The organism is Akkermansia sp. N21116 (assembly GCF_029854705.2).
In the GTDB taxonomy this organism is placed as follows: domain Bacteria; phylum Verrucomicrobiota; class Verrucomicrobiia; order Verrucomicrobiales; family Akkermansiaceae; genus Akkermansia.
Window position 1 is genome coordinate 910,849 of record NZ_CP139035.1, and the last position, 20,442, is coordinate 931,290.

At 53.0% G+C, this 20,442-nt stretch carries 15 protein-coding genes; 9 read left to right on the forward strand and 6 right to left on the reverse strand.

The genetic code is table 11. The annotated features are described in order from the left end of the window. Positions 1 to 6: 6 nt before the first annotated feature. Together QET93_RS03365 and QET93_RS03370 are read right to left on the reverse strand one after the other, a co-directional pair. Complete coding sequence (locus tag QET93_RS03365; protein WP_280131416.1) at positions 7 to 1,002, reverse strand: D-isomer specific 2-hydroxyacid dehydrogenase family protein; 996 nt, start codon at positions 1,000 to 1,002, stop codon at positions 7 to 9. Further along, complete coding sequence (locus QET93_RS03370; protein WP_280126896.1) at positions 983 to 1,153, reverse strand: hypothetical protein; 171 nt, start codon at positions 1,151 to 1,153, stop codon at positions 983 to 985. Before QET93_RS03370 ends, QET93_RS03365 begins: the two co-directional genes overlap by 20 nt. A gap of 73 nt (positions 1,154 to 1,226) precedes the next feature. Between QET93_RS03370 and QET93_RS03375 the strand changes: the two genes are divergently transcribed. Next, a complete protein-coding gene (locus tag QET93_RS03375; RefSeq protein WP_280131415.1) occupies positions 1,227 to 3,563 on the forward strand; it encodes a heavy metal translocating P-type ATPase in 2,337 nt (778 codons plus the stop codon). A gap of 3 nt (positions 3,564 to 3,566) precedes the next feature. On the opposite strand, the gene QET93_RS03380 is transcribed toward QET93_RS03375, so the two are convergent. The 3 genes from QET93_RS03380 to QET93_RS03390 all read right to left on the reverse strand — a co-directional run bounded on the left by QET93_RS03380 (position 3,567) and on the right by QET93_RS03390 (position 9,721). Then, positions 3,567 to 4,064, reverse strand: coding sequence for an acyl-CoA thioesterase (locus QET93_RS03380; RefSeq protein WP_322190103.1), 498 nt, complete (start codon positions 4,062 to 4,064; stop codon positions 3,567 to 3,569). A 30-nt stretch (positions 4,065 to 4,094) separates the two neighbouring features. Further along, positions 4,095 to 7,334 (reverse strand): SUMF1/EgtB/PvdO family nonheme iron enzyme, encoded by a 3,240-nt coding sequence (locus QET93_RS03385; RefSeq protein ID WP_280131414.1) that lies wholly within the window; start codon positions 7,332 to 7,334, stop codon positions 4,095 to 4,097. A gap of 125 nt (positions 7,335 to 7,459) precedes the next feature. Continuing rightward, positions 7,460 to 9,721, reverse strand: a complete 2,262-nt coding sequence (locus QET93_RS03390) for a glycoside hydrolase family 95-like protein (protein ID WP_345786068.1) — start codon at positions 9,719 to 9,721, stop codon at positions 7,460 to 7,462. A gap of 567 nt (positions 9,722 to 10,288) precedes the next feature. Between QET93_RS03390 and QET93_RS03395 the strand changes: the two genes are divergently transcribed. Continuing rightward, the gene (locus QET93_RS03395) at positions 10,289 to 11,311 is read left to right on the forward strand and encodes a LacI family DNA-binding transcriptional regulator (RefSeq protein ID WP_280131412.1); all 1,023 of its coding nucleotides are present in this window, start codon (positions 10,289 to 10,291) and stop codon (positions 11,309 to 11,311) included. Positions 11,312 to 11,336: 25 nt separating this feature from the next. On the opposite strand, the gene QET93_RS03400 is transcribed toward QET93_RS03395, so the two are convergent. Further along, on the reverse strand, positions 11,337 to 12,281 hold the full coding sequence (locus tag QET93_RS03400) for an AraC family transcriptional regulator (protein ID WP_280131411.1): 945 nt from the start codon (positions 12,279 to 12,281) through the stop codon (positions 11,337 to 11,339). A gap of 165 nt (positions 12,282 to 12,446) precedes the next feature. Between QET93_RS03400 and QET93_RS03405 the strand changes: the two genes are divergently transcribed. The 7 genes from QET93_RS03405 to QET93_RS03435 all read left to right on the forward strand — a co-directional run bounded on the left by QET93_RS03405 (position 12,447) and on the right by QET93_RS03435 (position 19,894). Continuing rightward, positions 12,447 to 13,511, forward strand: coding sequence for an alpha/beta hydrolase (locus QET93_RS03405; RefSeq protein ID WP_322190104.1), 1,065 nt, complete (start codon positions 12,447 to 12,449; stop codon positions 13,509 to 13,511). A 74-nt stretch (positions 13,512 to 13,585) separates the two neighbouring features. Then, the gene (locus QET93_RS03410) at positions 13,586 to 14,533 is read left to right on the forward strand and encodes an EamA family transporter (protein ID WP_280131409.1); all 948 of its coding nucleotides are present in this window, start codon (positions 13,586 to 13,588) and stop codon (positions 14,531 to 14,533) included. A 191-nt stretch (positions 14,534 to 14,724) separates the two neighbouring features. Continuing rightward, positions 14,725 to 15,597, forward strand: coding sequence for a DUF3737 family protein (locus QET93_RS03415; RefSeq protein ID WP_280131408.1), 873 nt, complete (start codon positions 14,725 to 14,727; stop codon positions 15,595 to 15,597). A gap of 108 nt (positions 15,598 to 15,705) precedes the next feature. Continuing rightward, entirely contained in the window at positions 15,706 to 16,890 is a 1,185-nt protein-coding gene (locus QET93_RS03420; RefSeq protein WP_280131407.1) for an MFS transporter, read from the forward strand. A gap of 8 nt (positions 16,891 to 16,898) precedes the next feature. Further along, positions 16,899 to 18,131: a DUF418 domain-containing protein gene (locus QET93_RS03425; protein WP_280131406.1), complete on the forward strand. Its 1,233-nt coding sequence runs from the start codon at positions 16,899 to 16,901 to the stop codon at positions 18,129 to 18,131. Positions 18,132 to 18,317: 186 nt separating this feature from the next. Next, positions 18,318 to 18,671 (forward strand): cyclophilin-like fold protein, encoded by a 354-nt coding sequence (locus QET93_RS03430; protein ID WP_280131405.1) that lies wholly within the window; start codon positions 18,318 to 18,320, stop codon positions 18,669 to 18,671. 56 nt (positions 18,672 to 18,727) lie between these two features. Next, a complete protein-coding gene (locus QET93_RS03435) occupies positions 18,728 to 19,894 on the forward strand; it encodes a MalY/PatB family protein (RefSeq protein ID WP_280131404.1) in 1,167 nt (388 codons plus the stop codon). Positions 19,895 to 20,442: the final 548 nt, after the last annotated feature.

Consider the following 20,442-nt stretch of genomic DNA (forward strand, 5'->3'; position numbering starts at 1 on the left):
AATCTTTCAGGAGAGGCAGGGAGGAGGATTCTCCGGAGAACAATCGGCTGCATCCATGGAAAGGATGTTTTCGATGCCGCATCGGACCATGCTCTCGACAGCTTCCAGAGTGTAGAAGGCCATGTGCTGGGTCATGACGGTGTTCGGAAACTGGCGGATGTAGGCCATGTCGCGGTTGCTGATGATGTCGCTGCGGCGGTCCTGGTGGAAAATGCTTTCCTCATTTTCGAAAACATCTACGCCCAGGGCTCCGATCTTTTGGGATTCGATGCCTTCAATCAGGGCATTGACCTCAATCAGGGAACCGCGGGCCGTATTGATGAGAATGACTCCGTCTTTCATCTGGGCAAGAGTGTCGCGGTTGATGAGGTGGCGAGTGCTTTCCGTCAAACTCACGTGCAGGGTAATGATATCGCTTAGGCGGAACAGGTCGTCGAGAGGGACGTATTCCGCCAGCCCTGACAAAGATGGATTCTCGTGGCGCGAACTGGCCAGGATGCGGCAGCCGAATCCGCTCAGGCTGTGAATGACTGCCGTCCCGACGGAACCGGTGCCAATGACGCCTACCGTCAAATGCCTCATTTCGCGGCCTTGAAGCCCTGTGAGTGAATAGTCGTTGACGTTGCCGCGGAACAGAGCTTGCTTATACTTACGCAGGCAGTTGAGCATCAGCATAATGGTGAAATCGGCAATGCCGTGGATCGAATACTCGGCATGGCTGATCTGGATCCCGAATTCTTCGGCGGCCCGGATATCGATATGATTGACTCCGACCGTACGAGAGGAAACGTAACGGATGTTCATCTTCCGGAGTTCTTGTAGCAGGGAGCGGTTCAGCCGGCTTTGTCCGAGTGTCGTGACCCCCTCGCATCCTTCCGCCAGAGCCAGAGTGGAAGGGGAGAGAGGACAAGGGTGGAGATGCAGAGTCAGCCCCTCCCGGTTCCCGTATCGGGCGAAGAAGGGTCTCTCGTCATCCCGGACTTCAAAAGCGGCTATGTTCATAGGTATGATTGAGAGGAAATATAACAGAAATGCCTGGGCCATCAATAAACATCTCCCCGGTTTCGGGAAGGGTTTCTCCAAAAACGCTTTGGCAATTTTCCGGATCAAGCCATTCTTGAAAAGGGAACAGCTCCTCCTTCAGGCGGACCATGCCGAAGATATTCGTCTGTAGTTTGTCAGTGCTGTAACAGATACGGTATCGTTGTGGTCTACACAATATGAATATGTCTTGCCATCACTCAAAGCCGCAGGAGGATGCTCCGGGCGGTTGCGCCAGGGATCCTGTGTGTGGTATGGATGTTTCCCCGGATTCTCCCTTGAAAACATCTTTCAAGGGAAGGGAATACCATTTCTGCAGCAGGCATTGTCTGGAGAAATTCGAAGCAAATCCCGAACAATATATCGGTGATTCCCAGCTGGTTTCCACGGTTCCCGTACCGGAAGGGACTTTTTATACCTGCCCGATGCATCCCGAGGTACGGCTGGACCATCCCGGTTCCTGTCCTAAATGCGGCATGGCATTGGAACCGGAGATTCCTTCAGCCGGAGAACAGGAGGAAAACCCGGAGCTGGCGGATTTTAAGCGGAGGTTCTATGGTTCCCTGCCGTTTACCGTCGTATTATCCGTACTGGCGATGGGAGGGCATGTGACCGATTTGATGAGACCTTCGGTTCAGAATTGGGTGGAATTGGCTTTGGCCGTTCCCGTGGTTTTGTGGGCCGGATGGCCGTTGCTGGTTCGTGGGTGGGATTCCGTCCGGACGGGCAACCCCAACATGTGGACGTTAATCGGCCTTGGAACGGTGGTTTCTTTCCTGTACAGCGTGGCGGCTACGGTAGCGCCGGGCTGGTTTCCGGTTACCTTTATGTCCCATGGCACCATTCCGGTGTATTTCGAGGCCGCGGCTATTATCATGACATTGAGCCTTCTGGGGCAGATCCTTGAAAATATGGCCCGTGCGCGGACGGCGGAAGCCATCCGTTCCCTGATCAATCTGGCTCCGGTTTCGGCCCGGGTTGTCTTGCCTGACGGGACTGAAAAGGATATTCCTCTCGGCGGGGTGCATCCGGGAGATATTCTGCGGGTGTGCCCGGGAGAAAAAGTACCTGTGGACGGGACTCTGCGGGACGGGGAGAGCGATGTGGACGAGTCCATGCTGACGGGAGAGCCGATACCGGTGCCGAGAAGGCCCGGAGACCGTTTGATTGGGGCGACTCTCAATACGACCGGCACCTTCACAATGACGGCGGAGGCCGTCGGGAGCGACACGGTGCTGTCGAGGATCGTCGGCCAGGTTGCCCAGGCGCAACGCTCCAAAGCTCCCATGCAGAGGATCGCGGACCGGGTAGCCCGGTATTTTGTCCTGGCTGTCGTGATCATTGCCGTCTTGACGTTTTTAAGCTGGGGGATCTGGGGTACGTATCCGAGTTGGGGGCACGGGTTTATCAATGCCGTGGCCGTGTTGATAGTAGCGTGTCCGTGTGCATTGGGACTGGCAACGCCCATGTCGATGATGGTGGCATCGGGCAAGGCCGCTTCGCTCGGCATCCTGTTCCGTGATGCCGCGGCTTTGGAGGCGCTTCGCAAGGTGAACATGCTGGTCGTTGATAAGACAGGCACGCTGACGGAGGGGCGCCCCGGTATGAGCGGTATGAATGTGTTGCAGAAGGATGGAGAAGATGCCTTGCTGGCTTTGTGCGCTTCTCTGGAAAGGAACAGTGAACACCCGATTGCCAGGGCTTTCGTCCGCGAGGCCGAACACAGGAAGTTGGCGTTTTCTCCGGTGGAGGGCTTTATGTCCCATCCCGGAGGCGGAGTATCCGGCCGTGTGGAGGGTCGCGATGTTCTCTTGGGTTCTGCCGAGATGCTTCAAGACAGCAAGGTCGATGTCCTTCCTCTGGCGTCATGGACGGAACAGGAGAGGGGCAGGGGAGAAGTTGTCCTTTTTGCCGCTGTTGACGGCAAGCTTGCCGGGGCGTTCTCCCTGTCCGACAAATTGAGGGAATCCACGAAAGATGCCTTGGCCGCCTTGAAACAACGCGGCATCCATATTGTCATGGCTTCCGGCGATGCTCCGGCTACCGCCGGGTTCATTGCCCGTGAGCTGGGAATTGTCGAATACCATGGCGGCATGACTCCCGCCGGCAAGCAGAAACTTGTGCAATCTCTCAAGGCAAAAGGCTACGTGGTCGCCATGGCGGGAGACGGCGTCAATGATGCCCCGGCTCTGGCGGAAGCCGACGTCGGCATTGCCATGGGAACCGGAGCCGACGTGGCGATGCAAAGTTGTGCCGTAACTTTGGTCAAAGGCAATTTGAAGGTCGTCTCCACGGCGTTCGACCTTTCGGCGGCTACCGTCGGAAACATGAAATCCAATCTGGCGTTTGCGTTCGTGTACAACGGATTGGGGATTCCGATCGCGGCGGGCGCGCTCTATCCCGTCTGGGGGATTCTGATGTCGCCGGTCATTGCTGCCGCGGCCATGTGCCTCAGCTCCGTATCGGTCATCCTGAATGCTTTGCGGCTGCGCAGGTTTCATCCGGAAAACCGGGAAGCCTAGGGATTACAAGGGGCAGAATTTGGTAAAATTGGCGCGGGATTCCTCCAGGGGAATGGGCTTTTTATCCGGCCCGAGTGCGACGTATACCAATTCTGCCTCAGTGATTTTGGCAATGTTGTTCCAGCGTTTTGTCAGGCGTTCGGCAAAAACTTCCACTTTGACGGTGATGGAGGTACGTCCGATCTTGACAATTTCGGTATAGAACGAGACGACGTCTCCGACCATGACGGGAGCTTCGAAGGTCAGGCTGCTGATGGCGCGGGTGACGATGAACCGGCTGAGAGCGTAGCGCATGGCCGTATTGGCTCCGGCCAGGTCGACCTGGCTCATAATCCAGCCGCCGAACACATCGCCGTTCTGGTTGGTGTCCGATGGCATGGTCTCGACGCGAAGGGCCGGAATGCGGTCTTTGGGAAGTTCGATATCTTCGTGCATGGAATGAATGGGGGTATCCGGGTGGGGAGACGGATGGGAGCTTCCGCGTCCATGGGTCTCTCCCATCCGCTCCCCCTTGTCAAGGAGATACTCCCGTCATTCCTCAATGAGGATACGGAAGCCGACGTTGAAGACTTTCTGGTATCCTCTGTATGGGAGCCGGAAACTGGAGGTTGCTTTAAATGGACGGTCATACCAGGAACCGCCGCGCACGACGCGCATGGCGGTCTCGTCTGCTGTATCGTTACGTCCGTCGTTATGGTTGTATGGATAGGGTTTGTACTGGGAGCGTGTCCATTCCCAGACATTGCCGTGCATATCGTAGATATCCCATGAATTGGGACGGTAACGGCCTGTATCTTCCGAGACAAATCCTCCGTCGTCAATGGTTGTATCGCGCGGAATCCAGTCATCGTAGCGATTCGGATTGTCCAGAATCCGGGTGCTTTCGTAGAATTTGTGTGCTGTACAGGCTGCGAATTCCTGAAGGCGTTTATCTCCGAGATTAGCATATTTACCGAAGTCTGCCCCCAGATCTCCGAAGGAATAAGCCATTCCACTCCCGGCACGGCATGCCCATTCCCACTGAGCTTCCGTGGGCAGAGAAACTTTCAAACCAGTTTTTTCCGACAACCATTTGCAAAATGCGGAGGCTTCCTGCCAAGAGACACGAACGACCGGTTGCTTCGGTTTGTTCAGGGGATATCCCAGTCTGCCGAACTGGTAACCGTGACGGTGTTCCGTACGGCTGTCGTGATCTCTGCAGAAGGCGGCGAATTGTTCATTGGTGACTTCGAATTGGCCGATCCAAAACGGTTTGTGAATGGTTTGGACACTCATGGGCATTTCATCCGGCTGCCGAGAGCTACCCATGACGAAGCTCCCCCCCGGAACTTTGACAAGGTGCATTTCGATTCCGTCGGCAATATCGATGCTTTTCCTGATGTGTCCCAAGGCGATTTGGTGTTGGGCATTGTACCCGGAACCTGTTTTGTAGTAGGGCCAGCCTGGAAGGGAGGGAACGGTTGTATCTGGGAGGGCTTGCGGTTTTGGAAGTTCCGGGGTGATGTTCACCGGGCGTTCCGGGAGCCATTCCAGATCCGGAAGCCTAACTTGGAAAAGCGGGGCATATCGCGCTTTCAAGTTACACGCCTGCTTGGCCCTGTCGAAGCAAGGGATATCGGACCTCCTTCCATGGAAGGGAGCGTTCAAGTCGATCCAGCATGCCAGTTTGCGGCGTTCTTCATCGTTCAATTGAACGTTATGGTGGTTTTTGTCGAGAATTTGGAAGAGCTCCGTTTGGCTGGCATGGACATCCATGGGGGTGAGCATGTGCATGTCGCTTTCAATTCCCGGACGACGGACATACCGTTGGAGCTGGTAGTAGGATTCCGTAAATTTGCCGGAATAAGCGTGGTCTCCTCTTCCGGAAATACCGGAACTCCAGTCCGTTAACATTTTATCTCCTTTGAAATAAGGGAGTTGGGGACGCTCTGCGTTATGGCAGGAGATACATTTTTTATCCAAAATAGGTTGGATTTCATGTATGAAGCTGAACCCCCGTTCCTTGCCGTAAAACGGTTGGATGGGCTGAGGTGCCTTGAATGCAGAAATAGTCTGTCTGGCTTTGACGACGGCGTCGCGTTCTTCATGGCAGCCGATGCAGGAGACATTCTCGCCTGGCATGGCAGTGAACCAGCTTCTCATGATCTGAAGGGCTCTGCCGTTTTCATCCAGGGGCTGGACGAATATAGGTTCATTGGCAGGCACGGTGAACATGGCCGAACCATCCGGTTCGACATCGACTTCTCCCAGGATACGTTTGATATCCCACGGACCATCCAGCCCAATGGTACCTAGCAGGCCTCCCTGGCTCCAAGGAGAAAAACTGTAGGAGCCGATTCTGAGTTTTTTGACTGTTCCTCTCGGGATTCCTTTTAATCCATTGCCAAAGTAAACATCCTGCAGGAAGACTGAAGCTGTTTGGGACTCTGGGTTGACACGCGATGGGATAATAGGGGGAGCTGGGCGGCGTTCAATGACGACGGGTTCCAGAATGGCGGTATCTTCCTGTTGGGCAATAAGAGTCATATTGTTGAATACATCCACGAGATAGATACCCCACAACGCATGAGGAGAACGTTTCATGGATACAAGGAAATACTTGTCGCTGAGCGGATAAGGATGTAAGAATTGAGGCCATTTACCGTCGGGGAATCTATCTCGTACTTCGGGTTTGACCTTTTTACCACGGAAGGGGATTTCCGCCATGACGCCTTCGGCTTCATGGCGGCTGACCGATGGATCCAAGACGATCATTTGTCCTCCCCGTGAGACGCTATGATGCCCTCCCGCGATACCGACTAATTTACCCGATTTCCCAGGTATGGGCCGGGCTCCAAACAAGGCCGTAGGAAAGTAAGAGTTAGAACCGTAGAAGGCGAGCTGGCTTGTCCCATCAGGGTTCATCGTGAATAGTATGCGGCTATTCGAGTGGGGAAGATCCGCATATTCCCACCGTTGGTAGAGAATCATCCCGTTGTCCATGACGACGGGGTTCCAGTTGCTGTCTTGGTCAAATGTGAGTTGCCTGGACTTTTTCGTTTCTGGATTGTAGGAGAACAGTCCGCACATTTTGTTCATTCCATTGGTACAGGGAAGGCCCAGAAAGGTGGCCGTGGAACAGAAAATATAAGAACCATCGGGCGAGTAACAACCATCGAAACTATCAAAGTCCTTGTATTCGGGAGGCGTGAGCTGAGTGACTGTCTCGTCATTGAAATTCAACTCGAAGAGGTGCCATCTGTTTTCCGTCCCAATGGATGAAAACATGACTTTCTCGCCGGACCAGTGCGGCTCCGGATCCGAGATGATCATGCCTGGAGCGGGCTTGTAGGCATTTTGTTCTCGTATTTCCCTGTTGCCGATTTCAAAGAACACGAATTCGTTGTCCCAACCCTTGGCAGGATTACCGATTTCGGAGTTGTTTTGGAAGTTGGAGGGTGCTAGACCAAGACCGCCTCCGGTACGTTGGCGGGCACTTCCCGGAAAGTGGCGCTTGATAGCGAGGACTTTTTTCCCTCGAATCAGCGGATTGGACAACAAGGCGTTGTCGACCGACTTCAACAACTCGGCGGCACGGGCTATAGCACCATCATTGTTATCGGGGGGTGACATGTCCTGGAGCTGAGTGCGCAGTTGCTCCAATTCTTTCATTTGCGCCGCTAGTTCGGGCGGTAGGGTGTAGGTATCCGGATGGGGGCTTTGATCCTTCAGGGCGAGGAGGCAGGCCTGTGAATCAAAGTCGTTCAACCGTTGCAGGATATCATCTTTCACAAGGACTGCTTCGGTTGAATGAATGGATCCGAAAACGAACAGAATGCATAATTTTTGGAAAATGCGGTTATGTCGAAGAAGTAAATGTGAAGACATGATGTATAGGAATGGAATAGGATGTGTTCTTATTTGACTGCGCGGCCGGCGGTTGGGGGGGCGGAGAGCGAGATCGTTTCTCCCGGCCGGGTATTCATGATGAGGATGCCGTTTTCTTCCCGGAAGGGTTTGCCGTGTGTATCGGGCGTTTTCCCGGGGAAGGGATTTTCCAGACGGAGTTTTCCGCCCTGCTCGGAGTAGATGGAAACATGACCCACCTCTCCCTGGCGGCGCTCGGCGGAGACGAGGAAGGCTCCGTTGGCGCGCAGGGTGCCGAAGCGGACATCTTTCCAGTCAGCGGGGATGGCGGGAAAGACGCGTACGGTACCGGAGTGGCTCTGGAGCAGCATTTCCTGAACGCCCGCGGCAAAAGCGAAGTTGCCTTCCAACGTGAAAGGACGGTACGTGAAGCCGGATTTGCCGCTGCCCGTCTGGTCGCCGTTGGCATGGAAGGTATTCCGCAGGCAGAAGCATTGTGCAAAATCGCGGAGGGCGCGTGCGGCTCCTTCTCCGTCGCGTGCGCGGGCCTTCATATTGCCGAGCCAGCTGTAGGAGTAGCCGCACCAGGCACCCGGACCATATTGGTCGAGTCCGGCAATCGTGCTGCGGATGATTTGCCGGTCCTGCTCTCCCCGGTCCCAATCCAGCAAGCCCAGAGGGTGGATGGCCATGGCGTGCGAAAAATGGCGGTGAGAACCACGGTAGGGTTCTCCGGGGGCGAAAGCGAGAGCCTGCCCGTCGTCGACGGCAAACGAGGGCAGCTGCCCTTCCAGTTTTTTCCAGTGTGCCGCATCGTTGTTCAACCCCAGTTCTGTCGCGAGTTCGGCGCTGGCTTTGAAGGCAAACCGCATCAGGGCAAGGTCGTAGTTCGTCGTGTCGCGGAACCAGGCATTGATGCTGTTGTCATGGATTTCCGGGCTGGAGCTCAGAGGGAGCTTGCGTACGCCGTTCTCGACCGTGGAAAATTGTTCGAGGAATGTCGCCACGTCTTTCAGATAAGGGTAGGCGCGCTCCTTCAGAAACTTCTTGTCGCGCGAATACTGCCAGTGCTTGTAGAAATGCTGGGCGAGCCACGCCGAAACCGTAGGGGAACAGGAATACTGGACCCACCCTCCCATGGGGACGCCGGTCAGCGTACAGACGCCCGGCGCGTTCAGACCGTCCTTTTCGAAATAGCGTTTCGTGTATTGCCTGTGCGTTTGCCTCTGGTTCCAGAGCGTATTCAGGTAGCCGAGCCCTTCGTCCAGATAGTTGCCCGTATAGCAAGGCCAATAGCTGAGCTGGGTATTGAGGTCGTGGTGGTAGTCTCCCTTCCACGGGGGGAGCTTGCCGTTGTCGGCAGTCCAGACGGCCTGGAGGGAGATCGGGTAGGAGTTGCTGCGGGTTGTCGATCCGAGCTTGTAGATTTCGTTGTAGTACTGTTTTTCCAGAACGGGATCGGGAAGGGAAACCGAAGATTTTTTCCAGAACGTGTTCCACCAGTCCTGGTGGGTGGCGTACAGCTGACTGCCGGGTTCCGCCATGGCCTGGCGGCAGAGATTCGAGGCCTGGTCCTTGCTCAAGGACGAGGTGACGGCCCAGACTCCCGTCAGGCGTTTGCCCTCGCGCTTCCACCGGATGGAAACGTCATAGGAAAAGTCCCCCCAACCCTGCTGGTGGTAGTCCGCGGTGTTGCCCGTGACGGCAACCCGGCCCTGCTTGTATCCGAGGCGGTCGAGGTCGGCCCCGGCGTGGGAATTGTCATGGGAGGCGGATTCTCCCTTGCGGTAGGCGGGGGGGACGAGTCGCGGAACAAAATCCTCCGGGACGTTGTCGAACGCGAACCAGCCCACCGGGCGCGTGGCGTGGACGAAGCTTTGCATGGAAGTTCCGTTTTCCCAGGTCACTTCACAAACGGCGTCTTTCAGATAAAGGTGCGATTGTTTGACCTTGCCCAGCGAGGAGATGTCGAATTCGAGGGCGGCCCCGGGGATTTTCGAGGGGCCGGGAAGAGCATTGTAGGGAGCGTCCAATTTCTGTTGGACAATGCCGTAGTCATTGTTCAGGACATGTTCCCTGACCCAGGAAAACCGGAAGATATCGCTCTCGACGAACTCCGTGGGCCTCAGATCCCAAAGATCGGTACGGTCCAGTGCGAAACGCAGGGAATTGCCTTTCTGCCAGATGATGGCCCCGACCGTGGCATTGCCAAGCGGCATGCCCTCATCCCAGGAAGAGGCCAGATCCGGAAATTGAAGGTCGTGGACGGATTCCGTGGTAGGGAGCATTTCTCCGGCAGACAGAGGAATCATGCTTCCGGCGAACAGGCCCAGGACGGCGAGAGATGGGGGAATCTTCATAGAAGGGATATACGTCGGCCGAGCGGCCGGTATTTCAGACGGCTTTTCATCCCCTCCCGGTTTCATGGACGCGGGAGAATATGCGTCATCGATTGACAATCAATCCGGGGAGATCAAAAGAAGGGGTGGGGGAATCCGGAGGACGCGCATTTTTTATCGCGTTTTTAACGTATTTTCTCTCTGCCTCAAGCTGATGCGGGCACTCGTTTGGAGCGGATATCCGGACAATCCGGGAGGCAGCCGTCCGGGGAAGCGATCGTATGACGTAGCGTCAGGCGTACGGTAGACGGACCGGGAGTCGGGTGGATCGGATCGCTCCGGAGGGAGGTGAATCGTTTCCAATTGATATTGAGTTATTTTTGCGTTTCTATGGCATTTACGCAGAATGACTGCCCGGTATGTATCTAACGATATGTAACGTTTTTCTTACTGAAATTGTTGAAGATAGAGTATTTTCTTGATTCTAGATAATTTTTCTTTTAACGTAAACCCACAACTTTTCCCCAAGGGAATGATTTCATGAGGCGCAATAAGATTACTCTTCGCGATGTAGCAAAAGCTGCAAATGTTTCACAGATGACCGTGTCCAGAGCCATTCGAGGGTTGCCTGGAGTCAGTGAGCAATTGCAGCGTGACATTACCAATCTGGCTTTATCCATGGGCTACGTTCCCAACCGGAGCACCCAGGAGACGGGTCACAAAGAGCCGACCATGACGGTGGGTGTGATCCTTCCTTATTTGGGCAATACCATCTTTGCCGAAATTCTGGAAAACATTGAGACCGTCCTCTCTTCCTACGGGTACCGCATCTTCCTGTGTTGCTCCTACAATAATCTCATCAAGGAATTCCACGATATCTCCGCCTTGCTCGAAAGGCAGGTGGACGGCATCATCTGGTCCCCCCTGCATTTGAGGGACAGCCTTCCGGCGGCAAAAGCCATCAGGAAGCACCATTGTCCCCTGGTGTTTGTCGACAGGAAAATCCCCAATTGGAAAGCCGATGTCGTCATGGTGGATGACTTCGGCAGCGCCTTGAAGTTGACGCAGCACTTCCTCGACCAGGGACACAGGAAAATCGCCTATGTCGGATCCGCCCTGGATTCCTACGCCGAGAGGGAGAGGCGAAACGGCTTCCTGACTGGAATGAAGGAAGGCGGCTTGCCTGTCCGTGATGAATGGGTGATGAGGGGAGGATCCGATATCGCGGCCGGGAAAAGGGCCGCCGACCAGATCCTTGCCTGCGAGGAAAGGCCGGAGGCGGTCCTTTGCTTCAATGATTCCCTCTCGATCGGTGTTGAAATGGGACTGCTCGGACACGGGATCGAAATCCCGGGGCAAATAGCTTTGGCCGGGTTCTCCGGTACCTTGGAAATGGAAATTGCGAGAGTTCCCATTACCGGCGTCTTCCAGGATGCCGTTGCTCTCGGCAAAACCGCGGCTGAATTCCTGCTCAAACGCATGATCAATCCCAAAGTCCAGTTCGTTCCCGAAGAACGGGTGTTGACAACCCGTCTCATTTCCAGGGAATCGTCCCAGTGCTGACCCGCTCCATTCCTTCTATTCCCCTTCACACTTCCTGCAAGCTTTTGATATCGGTACGGGGAGGTTTCCCGAACATGCGCTTGTATTCCCGGTTGAATTGGGTCGGGCTCTCATAGCCTACCTGGAAAGCGGCGTTTCCCGCGTCCAGGTTTTCCTGGAGCATCAGCCGTCTGGCTTCGTTAAGCCTGATGCGCTTCTGGAACTGGAGCGGACTGATGGCCGTCAGTGCGCGAAAGTGCTGGTGGAATCCCGAGGGGCTCATACCCGCGTGTTTTGCCAGCTCCTTGATATGGAGAGGCTGGTCGAAATGTTCCTTCATCCAGTCGATGGCGCGCGCGATCTGGCCGCTGCGGCTTTCCGCCACGACAATTTGCCTCAACCTGGCTCCCTGTTCTTCATCCATCAGCAGCCGGTAATAGATTTCCCGCTGAATCAAATTCCGGAAGATGGGAATTTCTTCGGGCGTCTCCAGAAGGCCCACAAGCCGTTCTACCGCATTGAGCAATGACGGGGTCAGCTTGCTGACGCCGATTCCCCGGCCGGTCGGGCCGGAACGGAGGGAAGGTAGTCTGTCGTGGTGCATGAGTTTGGAGATCTCCTTGACATCGAGTTCCAGCGTCAATCCCAGATAGGGCTTCTCCGGGCTTGCCTCGGTAACGTAGGAAACCAGGGGAAGTTCCACGGAAGAAACGACGAAACTGCGTTCATCGTAGACATAAGCTTCTTCCCCCAGCAGGATACGCTTGACTCCTTGTGCAATGAGGCAAAGATGCGGGGAGAACATATAGCAGCTCGGCTCCGTAGGGGATTCCCTGCGGTGAAGCGCCAGCCCGGGGATGGCCGTCGTAACTTGATGTTCCCCTCTCGTCCATTTTTCAATCATGGCTGCGAGCCGGAGCGGTTTGCCTGAGGGCCGTTCCTGTTCCGTACCGGACGATGAACCGGTTGTCTCCCTTTCCTGTTTCATCATGGACGGATTCTATGCAAAGGACGGAAGAAGGCAAACACGTTTACCTTCGTTTTGGAGGATTGTGCAAGAATGCGAAAGGATCGGGCTAACTGTTTCCGGGAATCCCTGATATATTGCCATCATCCGGTTAAAAGAACCGGAATAGCCAAAAACCAAAAAGAAACCATGAACATGAAATCCATCATCGCCCGGGGTTCCCAAACCATCGGTTCGACAGTGCTGGGGGCTCTCGTCCTGTCAAGCGGCATAGCCTGCCCGGCGGACAAGCCGGAAGACGCGGACAATTTCTACAAGAGTCCCAAAGTCTCCCCGCAGAAAGTGGCGTTCAACAACCAGTATGAAATGAAGGTTGCGGGCAACCTTTTCCTGCCCGACCGGATGGACGGGAGTGCCAAATACCCCGCGATCATCGTCGGCCACCCCATGGGGGCGGTCAAGGAACAGAGCGCGAATCTGTACGCCGCGAAAATGGCCGAGCGCGGATTCGTAACGCTGGCGCTTGATCTCCCTTTCTGGGGCGAAAGCGGCGGGAAACCGCGGAATGCCGTATCTCCGGATATGTATGCCGAAGCATTCAGCGCTGCTGCGGATTTCCTGGGCACCCGCCCGTTTGTCGACCGGAACCGGATCGGCGTCATCGGAATATGCGGAAGCGGAAGCTTCGCCGTCAGTGCCGCCAAAATTGATCCGAGATTGAGAGCCGTTGCCACGGTCAGCATGTATGATATGGGGGCGGCCAACCGCAACGGCCTCGGAAAATCCCAGACGCTTGAACAAAGGAAGAAAATCCTTTCCGACGCAGCGGAACAACGCTACGTCGAGTTCACGGGAGGCGAGACGAAGTACACCGGTGGAACCGTGCATGAAATCCATGAGAACTCCAGCCCCGTCGAACGCGAATTCTATGATTTCTACCGTACGCCGAGGGGGGCGTTCACGCCGGAAGGCCAGTCGCCCGGGCTGACAACCCATCCGACGCTGACCAGCAACGTGAAGTTCATGAATTTCTATCCATTCGAGGATATTGAGACGATTTCTCCGCGTGCCCTGCTTTTCATCGCGGGAGAAGAAGCGCATTCCAGGGAGTTCAGCGAAGATGCCTACAAGCGTGCCGCCGAACCCAAGGAACTTTACCGGGTTCCCAAGGCAGGGCATGTCGACCTCTATGACCGGGTGAATCTGATTCCGTTCGACAAATTGACGGAATTCTTCACGGAAAAGCTGAAATAATCCTCCTGGGCGGGGATTGATTCCGAACTTCCGAAGTTGATATCCCCTCCCCATTATACGATCGTACAAAATTTATGACGGAAGATCTCACAGCAAGAAAGCCTGAATGGCTGGCGATCATGATTGGGTATTTTCTGATCTATGTCGTTTGGGGATCTACCTATTATTTCATAGGTGTCGCCCTCGAAGGATTTCCTCCGTTTTTACTGGGAGGCTTGCGGTTTACTACGGCGGGGATTCTGTTGCTGTCATATAGCCGCATCCGGGGAGAGAATGTGTTTAAGGGCGGATTGATCCGGAAATCGGCAATCAGCGGAATTATCCTGCTCTTTATCGATATGTCCGTGATTATGCTGGCACAGAAATACCTGAGCAGCAGCCTCGTGGCTATCATTGCATCTTCTACCGTTATTTGGATCATGGCCCTGGATATACCCATGTGGAAAACAAATTTCAAAATTCCTGCTGTTTCTCTCGGTATCGTCACGGGATTTCTGGGAGTAGTTCTTCTATTCATCGAACAATTATTCTACACTGAAGAAAACATTCACGCAGAATATGGCGTCGCCCTCCTCGTACTGGGTTGTATCTCATGGGCTCTCGGGACTCTGTATGCAAAATATAAATCGTCCTCGGAAGAAAAGGTCAACGAGTTTGCCGGAGCAGCATGGCAGATGCTCCTTGCAGGAGGAATGTTCTGGTTGTGTTCCTTTGCCATTTGTGAAGGGAATACTGTCCGGTGGGAAGCTATATCCTCCTCGGCATGGCTTTCCCTTGTCTATCTCATTTTGTTTGGTTCCGTACTTGCTTATACGAGTTACATCTGGCTCCTCAAGGTTCGTCCTGCGATGGAAGTAGGCACACACGCCTACGTCAATCCGCTTGTTGCCGTTGTATTGGGTACCTTGCTGGGAGCAGAGACGATAAGTTGGATCCAAATGACAGGACTTTGCATCGTTCTTCTCAGCATCTTCCTGATTCGAAGACCCTCTGCCCGAAAATCGGGAAAAGCTATTCCGTAATTCGACGGATCAGTCCTCCGAAAACAGGAGACAACCGATTGTAAAACTCATTTATCCCAAAACAAAAGAGGCATGAAATTTTTATCATTATAGTTACTCTAACTCTAATGTTGCGACGGAGCCGGAAAGATACGTTCCCTCCTCTTCTGTAATCACACTGTTATCCTTCTTACATTAATAACACCATCATCATGAATAAACAACATATCAAAGATACATCGTACGGCGGAGAACGCCCCTTGTTTGCCTCCCATAACCTGAGGCTGGACAATGTAACGATTCTTCCCGGAGAATCGGCCTTGAAAGAATGTTCCGGCATTGAAGCCATCCATTGTGAGTTTACGGGTAAATATCCCTTCTGGCATAATGAAAATTTCCTTGTGAGAGATTGTATTTTCAGGGAGGGAGCCAGAGCGGCCATCTGGTATTCCAGAAATTTGCTCATGCTGGATACGCTGGTTGAAGCTCCTAAAATGTTCCGGGACATGGACGGCTTGAAGCTGGAGCGAGTCCAGTTGTCCAATGCCCAGGAAACGTTTTGGCATTGTTGCCATGTCGATTTGGACCATGTGGAAGTCGACCATGGAGATTATCTTTTCATGCACGGTTCCGATATACGGATTGACCGGTTTCGGCTGCAAGGGAACTATTCCTTCCAGTATTGCAAGAATGTTGAAATCCATCATGCCGAAATCCAGTCCAAGGATGCCTTTTGGAACACGGAAAACGTAACGATCTACGATTCCGTATTGGATGGGGAATATCTGGGTTGGCATTCCAGAAACTTGCGCCTTGTCAATTGCAGGATATCGGGGACCCAGCCTCTGTGTTATGCTACGAATCTGGTCATGGAAAACTGCGCCATGGCGGAAGATGCCGACCTGGCTTTTGAATGTACCAGCCTCCAGGCTGAAATTAATGGATTGGTCCACAGCGTCAAAAATCCGCGCAGCGGCCGCATTGTAGCCGACGGCTATGGGAAAATTGTTCTGGACGACCATTGCAAGGCTCCTGGCAATTGCTCCATAGATACGCGCGGCATACAGTCTGGGCACGTGGCATGACCTTTCTCCGGGAAATGACCGTATACCTGCTGCAATTGCCAAGAACCCTCATCAATTCCGCAAGATCCCAGGACAAAGCGGATCTTGCGGAATTCTTTAGGACAAACGATGAAACAGGGGAATAATCAAAACAAAGGCGGACCAAGCCGCCTGCTGGTCTTTATCCTTGCGGTCGGAGTCTTCGGAATCATCAACACGGAAATGGGTGTCGTGGGGATTCTGCCCCGGATAGCAAAGACATTTCACGTAAGCGTTCCGTTCGCCGGCTGGACTGTCAGTCTGTTCGCACTGATCGTGGCCTTGTCCGCCCCTGTTATGCCGGTGCTGTTTTCCCGGATCAACCGTAAAGCGGTCATGCTGCTTTCATTGGGGATTTTTACCCTCAGCAATCTTGTCTCGGCGTTTACCGACAGTTTTACGATCATATTGATTGCGCGGGCTATCCCGGCTTTCCTCCACCCCGTCTATGTCTCCATGGCTTTTACGGTGTCGGCTGAGTCTGTGTCCAGACCGGAAGCACCGAAAGCAGTCGCCAAAATATTCATCGGCGTATCTGCCGGAATGGTTCTCGGCGTGCCGGTTACCAGTTTCATTGCGGGTGCTGCCTCTTTTTCCTCAGCCATGTTGTTTTTTGCCGCCGTGAATGTCCTCGTGTTGACGGCAACCGTTCTGTTCGTGCCATCATTGCCCGTTCGGGAAGGCTTTTCCTACGGAGCCCAGCTTGGCGTTCTGAAAAAGAAGATGATATGGCAGTCCATCTTGGCCGTTACAATGATCAACGCTGCCATGTTCGGTTTTTTCAGTTACATGTCGGATTATCTGGGAGTTGTCACGGGAGTATCCTATGAGGTGATCAGCGTTGTCCTGCTGGTTTATGGACTGGCGAACATCATCGGTAATATTTTGGCGGGAAGGCTGCTCACGATGAATGCCGCAAGGTGCGCGGCCTCCATCCCCTTTATTCTGCTGGCGTCTTATACGTTGCTGTTCGTACTGGGTAACATGCCTGGTCCGGCGGCGGCTATTGTCTTTGTGCTGGGGATTCTGGCAGGTATTGCAAGCAATAGCATGCAGTACATGATCATGGATGCCGCACATGAGGCTCCAGACTTTGCCAACGGCTTGTTCCTGACCTCCGCCAATCTCGGAACGACGATAGGAACATCTGTTTGCGGGCTCTTCATCTCTTTTTTCAATACGCGTTATGCCCTGCTTGGCTCATTGTTGTTCCTTGCTGCGGGCATCGTATTTATTTTCCTGCGGAATCGTTCCGTGATCACTTTCACATCTTGAAAAACTTCATGACACACCTCTATCCAGACACCGTGCATCCGGTTCGGGCAAAAGAACGCTATATTATTCTCGATAGTTTGAGAGGCCTGGCTCTCTTCGGAATCTGCTTGGCGAACTTCCCCGAATTTTCTCTCTACACGTTTTTAAAAAGCGATGTGACTGCAGCAATGCCTACCGCCGGTATTGACCGGATCATCCGCTATATTCAATACATTCTGATAGACGGGAAATTCTATACGATGTTTTCCGTGTTGTTCGGAATAGGTTTTTCGATCATTATCGCAAACGCCATGCGTAGACATGCAAACGGGCTCCGCGTTTTTTATCGCAGGATGGGAATTCTCCTGATCATCGGTTTTTTGCATTTAATGTTTATCTGGAGCGGAGATATTCTGATGCTCTATGCTTTGCTCGGCCTGCTACTGCCTCTGTTCCGGAATGTTTCGAACAGGACTTTGCTCATCCTGTCGGGGATTCTGTTGATTTTTCCCGTCGGAGCGGATGTGGCGCGAGAAATCACCGGCTTGGTGCCGTCCGCTCCTGTCGTCCGGATGCAGCAGCATTTCTGTACGGAATTCGGCATTACAGATGACAACTTCGCTTTCTGGCTGAGGGACGCCGGCAATTACGCGGACGTCTTCAAATTTCTCGTTCAGGGAGCTTTTGTCAGAATGCAGGAGTTTATCGACGGCAATCGCTTCTTTAAAGTAATGGGGTTGTTCCTGCTCGGTTTTTACATGGGCAGGAATCGTCTGTATGCCAATCTGGATGATAACAAGGAACTGTTGAAAAAAGTAGCCGTGTACGGGACCCTCATCGGTCTTCCTGCTGCCGTATTCTATGCCTGGAGTTCGTTGAACGGGCATCCTTGGGGACTGGTCCCTCATTCGATCCTCTATACGTTCGGTGTCTTTCCTCTGGGATTGACCTACATGTCGGTTCTCTGTCTGTTATATCTTCGCCACAGGGAAAGCCGTTTTTTTGGAATACTCGCAGCTCCGGGGCAAATGGCTTTGAGCAATTATATAGGACAGTCCGTATTGGGCATGATAATTTTCTATGGGATCGGGTTCGGGCTCGGAGCGGATACCGGACTCGCCTGCGTCATGTTGATAGCTGCCGGCGTATATCTGGTTGAAACCGCCCTAAGCCGCATCTGGTTGCGCTATTGCCTGTTCGGTCCTCTGGAATGGATATGGCGCATGCTGACTTATTGTAAACGGCTCCCGCTTTTTAAATGAACGAAGATGAAAAAAACATTTTTCCTTGGTAAAACTTTCAGAACGGTTTTTTGTTCTCTTGTCCTGGCCTTTCTTGCTTTCCCGGTATGGAGCCGGGTCGGAGAAAGTACCGGTATCTCCGGAATAAGTCTCCTTCATGGAAGTGGCGATAAAACAACGAAACATCAACGGCAAAAGAACGAGTCCATGAGTAACGCGATTGAAATCATAGTCGGAACATCAACCTTTACGGCTACGCTTGCGGACAACGTAACCGCCAGCGCGTTCAAGACACTGCTTCCTCTGTCAGTGATAATGGATGACGTCAACGGAAATGAAAAATATTGCCGGATCCTCAAATCTTTGCCTGTTGAACTCGTCAATCCTAAGGCCATTCATTCTGGTGACTTGATGTTATGGAGAACTGATGGATTGGTTCTTTTCTACAAGGCTTTTGCCACATCATACTCCTATGCACGGCTTGGACGCATCGACAACGCCTCCGGCCTTGCCGCGGCTCTCGGTTCCGGGAGTGCGACTGTCACTTTTAAACTGAAATAGACATTGACGGAATCACTCCGATGCCGTCATCCCACGACCATCACAGAATAAACAGCATGAAATACAACTTCGATGAAATCATTACGCGCCGCGGAACCAATTCCTACAAGTGGGATACTCCGTCCGATTCGGATATCCTCCCCATGTGGGTGGCCGATATGGATTTTCGCACGGCTCCTTCCGTGATTGAAGCGTTGCGCGAAAGAGTGGACCATGGCATCTTCGGTTACACGAAGGTTCCCCAGGAATATTACGATGCGATCGTCGACTGGTTTGACCGTCGCCACGGTTTGCGGATCCTCCGTGAATGGATTATCTATACGACGGGCGTAGTTCCGGCTCTCTCAGCCATCATCAAAGCGCTGGCCGCCCCTGGAGACAAGGTTCTCGTTCAAACTCCCGTCTATAATTGTTTTTTCTCATCTATCCATAATAATCAATGTGTTATGGTTGATAGTCCCCTTCTTTATCGAAACGGGAGATATTCGATTGATTTTGACCATCTGGAACAAAAGGCATCCGATCCTGCGGTTAAACTCATGCTTTTGTGCAACCCGCACAACCCGGCCGGGCGTGTGTGGAGTCGGGAAGAACTTGGGAAAATTGCCCGGATTTGTTTGAAAAACGATGTCTTTCTTGTGTCTGATGAAATCCACTGCGAACTGGTATGCCCGGGATTCCGGTATACTCCGGTTGCCTCTCTATCCGAAGAGATACGGATGCATTCGGTTACATGCATTTCTCCCAGCAAAGCGTTCAACCTTGCCGGTATCCAGATCGCCAATATTGTCGCAGCCGATGAAAATATCCGGAAGAAAATCGACAGGGCCATTAATATCAATGAGGTTTGCGACGTCAATGCCTTTGCTGTCAATGCATTGATTGCTGCGTACACCGAAGGGGAAGAATGGCTGGAAGAACTGGGAAATTATTTGTACGGCAACTACGAAACGTTAAAAGAATTCTTCCGTCTCCAGCTTCCACAGTTTTCCGTTCTGCCTCTGGAAGGAACCTATCTTGTGTGGATTGACTGCTCCGCGTCAGGTCGGACGGGAGACTTCATAGCACGGACACTATTAGAAAGGGAAAGGCTCATGGTGAATGCCGGGAGTATGTACGGAGAGGCCGGTACGAACTTCATCAGGCTCAATATAGCCTGTCCCCGGCGGATCCTGTTGAGAGGATTGGACAAAATACGCAAGGTCTTGATCGGTGCATCGTGATTGTCGCTAGCGATTATTCGATGCCGCGATACTGTCGATATATTGTAATTGATTGAAATCAGTCGCCTAGTTTTCCCGCTGGAGCGCAAGCCGGAGGGAACTCCTCAAGGGCGGTATTTCCAGATAGGGGGGGAATTCCGGCATTTGCAAAACACTGTGCAGATCTGCTGATAATCGGTATTATTTGCGGACGGTGACTATCAGGGTATACCGGTTGCGGGAACTGTTCGAATTGGCGTTTTGACGGCATGGCCGCACGTCCCGTAAGAGGCTTGATTTCTAGGTTCCGCTTGATCCGGAGGAAAAATTCGAGCAGTCCGCGTTCCAGATCGGGAAGTCCGGTCGCGTCGGGTTATGATTCCGCATTTGTTTGTTTCTGCCGTTCCAAACATTCAATCGGATCTTTTCTTTTTCCCCTTAAGAGACATGCGGATTTAGCATCCGTCATCAAGTGTTTTCTTTTTTCTTTTGCAAAAAGAATATAAAAAATTTGACACACAAGAAGCCGAAGGAATTGGCATTGTATGATTGATTTCTTATCACGATGG

What these genes read in the sequence shown, in the direction of transcription:
- QET93_RS03390 (WP_345786068.1), bottom strand. Translation starts at nt 9,721, where the DNA reads ATGATTCCTCTGTCTGCCGGAGAAATGCTCCCTACCACGGAATCCGTC.
- QET93_RS03375 (WP_280131415.1), top strand. Translation starts at nt 1,227, where the DNA reads ATGTCTTGCCATCACTCAAAGCCGCAGGAGGATGCTCCGGGCGGTTGC.
- QET93_RS03430 (WP_280131405.1), top strand. Translation starts at nt 18,318, where the DNA reads ATGAGTAACGCGATTGAAATCATAGTCGGAACATCAACCTTTACGGCT.
- QET93_RS03365 (WP_280131416.1), bottom strand. Translation starts at nt 1,002, where the DNA reads ATGAACATAGCCGCTTTTGAAGTCCGGGATGACGAGAGACCCTTCTTC.
- QET93_RS03435 (WP_280131404.1), top strand. Translation starts at nt 18,728, where the DNA reads ATGAAATACAACTTCGATGAAATCATTACGCGCCGCGGAACCAATTCC.
- QET93_RS03380 (WP_322190103.1), bottom strand. Translation starts at nt 4,064, where the DNA reads ATGGGAGAGACCCATGGACGCGGAAGCTCCCATCCGTCTCCCCACCCG.
- QET93_RS03425 (WP_280131406.1), top strand. Translation starts at nt 16,899, where the DNA reads ATGACACACCTCTATCCAGACACCGTGCATCCGGTTCGGGCAAAAGAA.
- QET93_RS03410 (WP_280131409.1), top strand. Translation starts at nt 13,586, where the DNA reads ATGACGGAAGATCTCACAGCAAGAAAGCCTGAATGGCTGGCGATCATG.
- QET93_RS03415 (WP_280131408.1), top strand. Translation starts at nt 14,725, where the DNA reads ATGAATAAACAACATATCAAAGATACATCGTACGGCGGAGAACGCCCC.
- QET93_RS03420 (WP_280131407.1), top strand. Translation starts at nt 15,706, where the DNA reads ATGAAACAGGGGAATAATCAAAACAAAGGCGGACCAAGCCGCCTGCTG.
- QET93_RS03400 (WP_280131411.1), bottom strand. Translation starts at nt 12,281, where the DNA reads ATGATGAAACAGGAAAGGGAGACAACCGGTTCATCGTCCGGTACGGAA.
- QET93_RS03395 (WP_280131412.1), top strand. Translation starts at nt 10,289, where the DNA reads ATGAGGCGCAATAAGATTACTCTTCGCGATGTAGCAAAAGCTGCAAAT.
- QET93_RS03370 (WP_280126896.1), bottom strand. Translation starts at nt 1,153, where the DNA reads ATGGTCCGCCTGAAGGAGGAGCTGTTCCCTTTTCAAGAATGGCTTGAT.
- QET93_RS03405 (WP_322190104.1), top strand. Translation starts at nt 12,447, where the DNA reads ATGAACATGAAATCCATCATCGCCCGGGGTTCCCAAACCATCGGTTCG.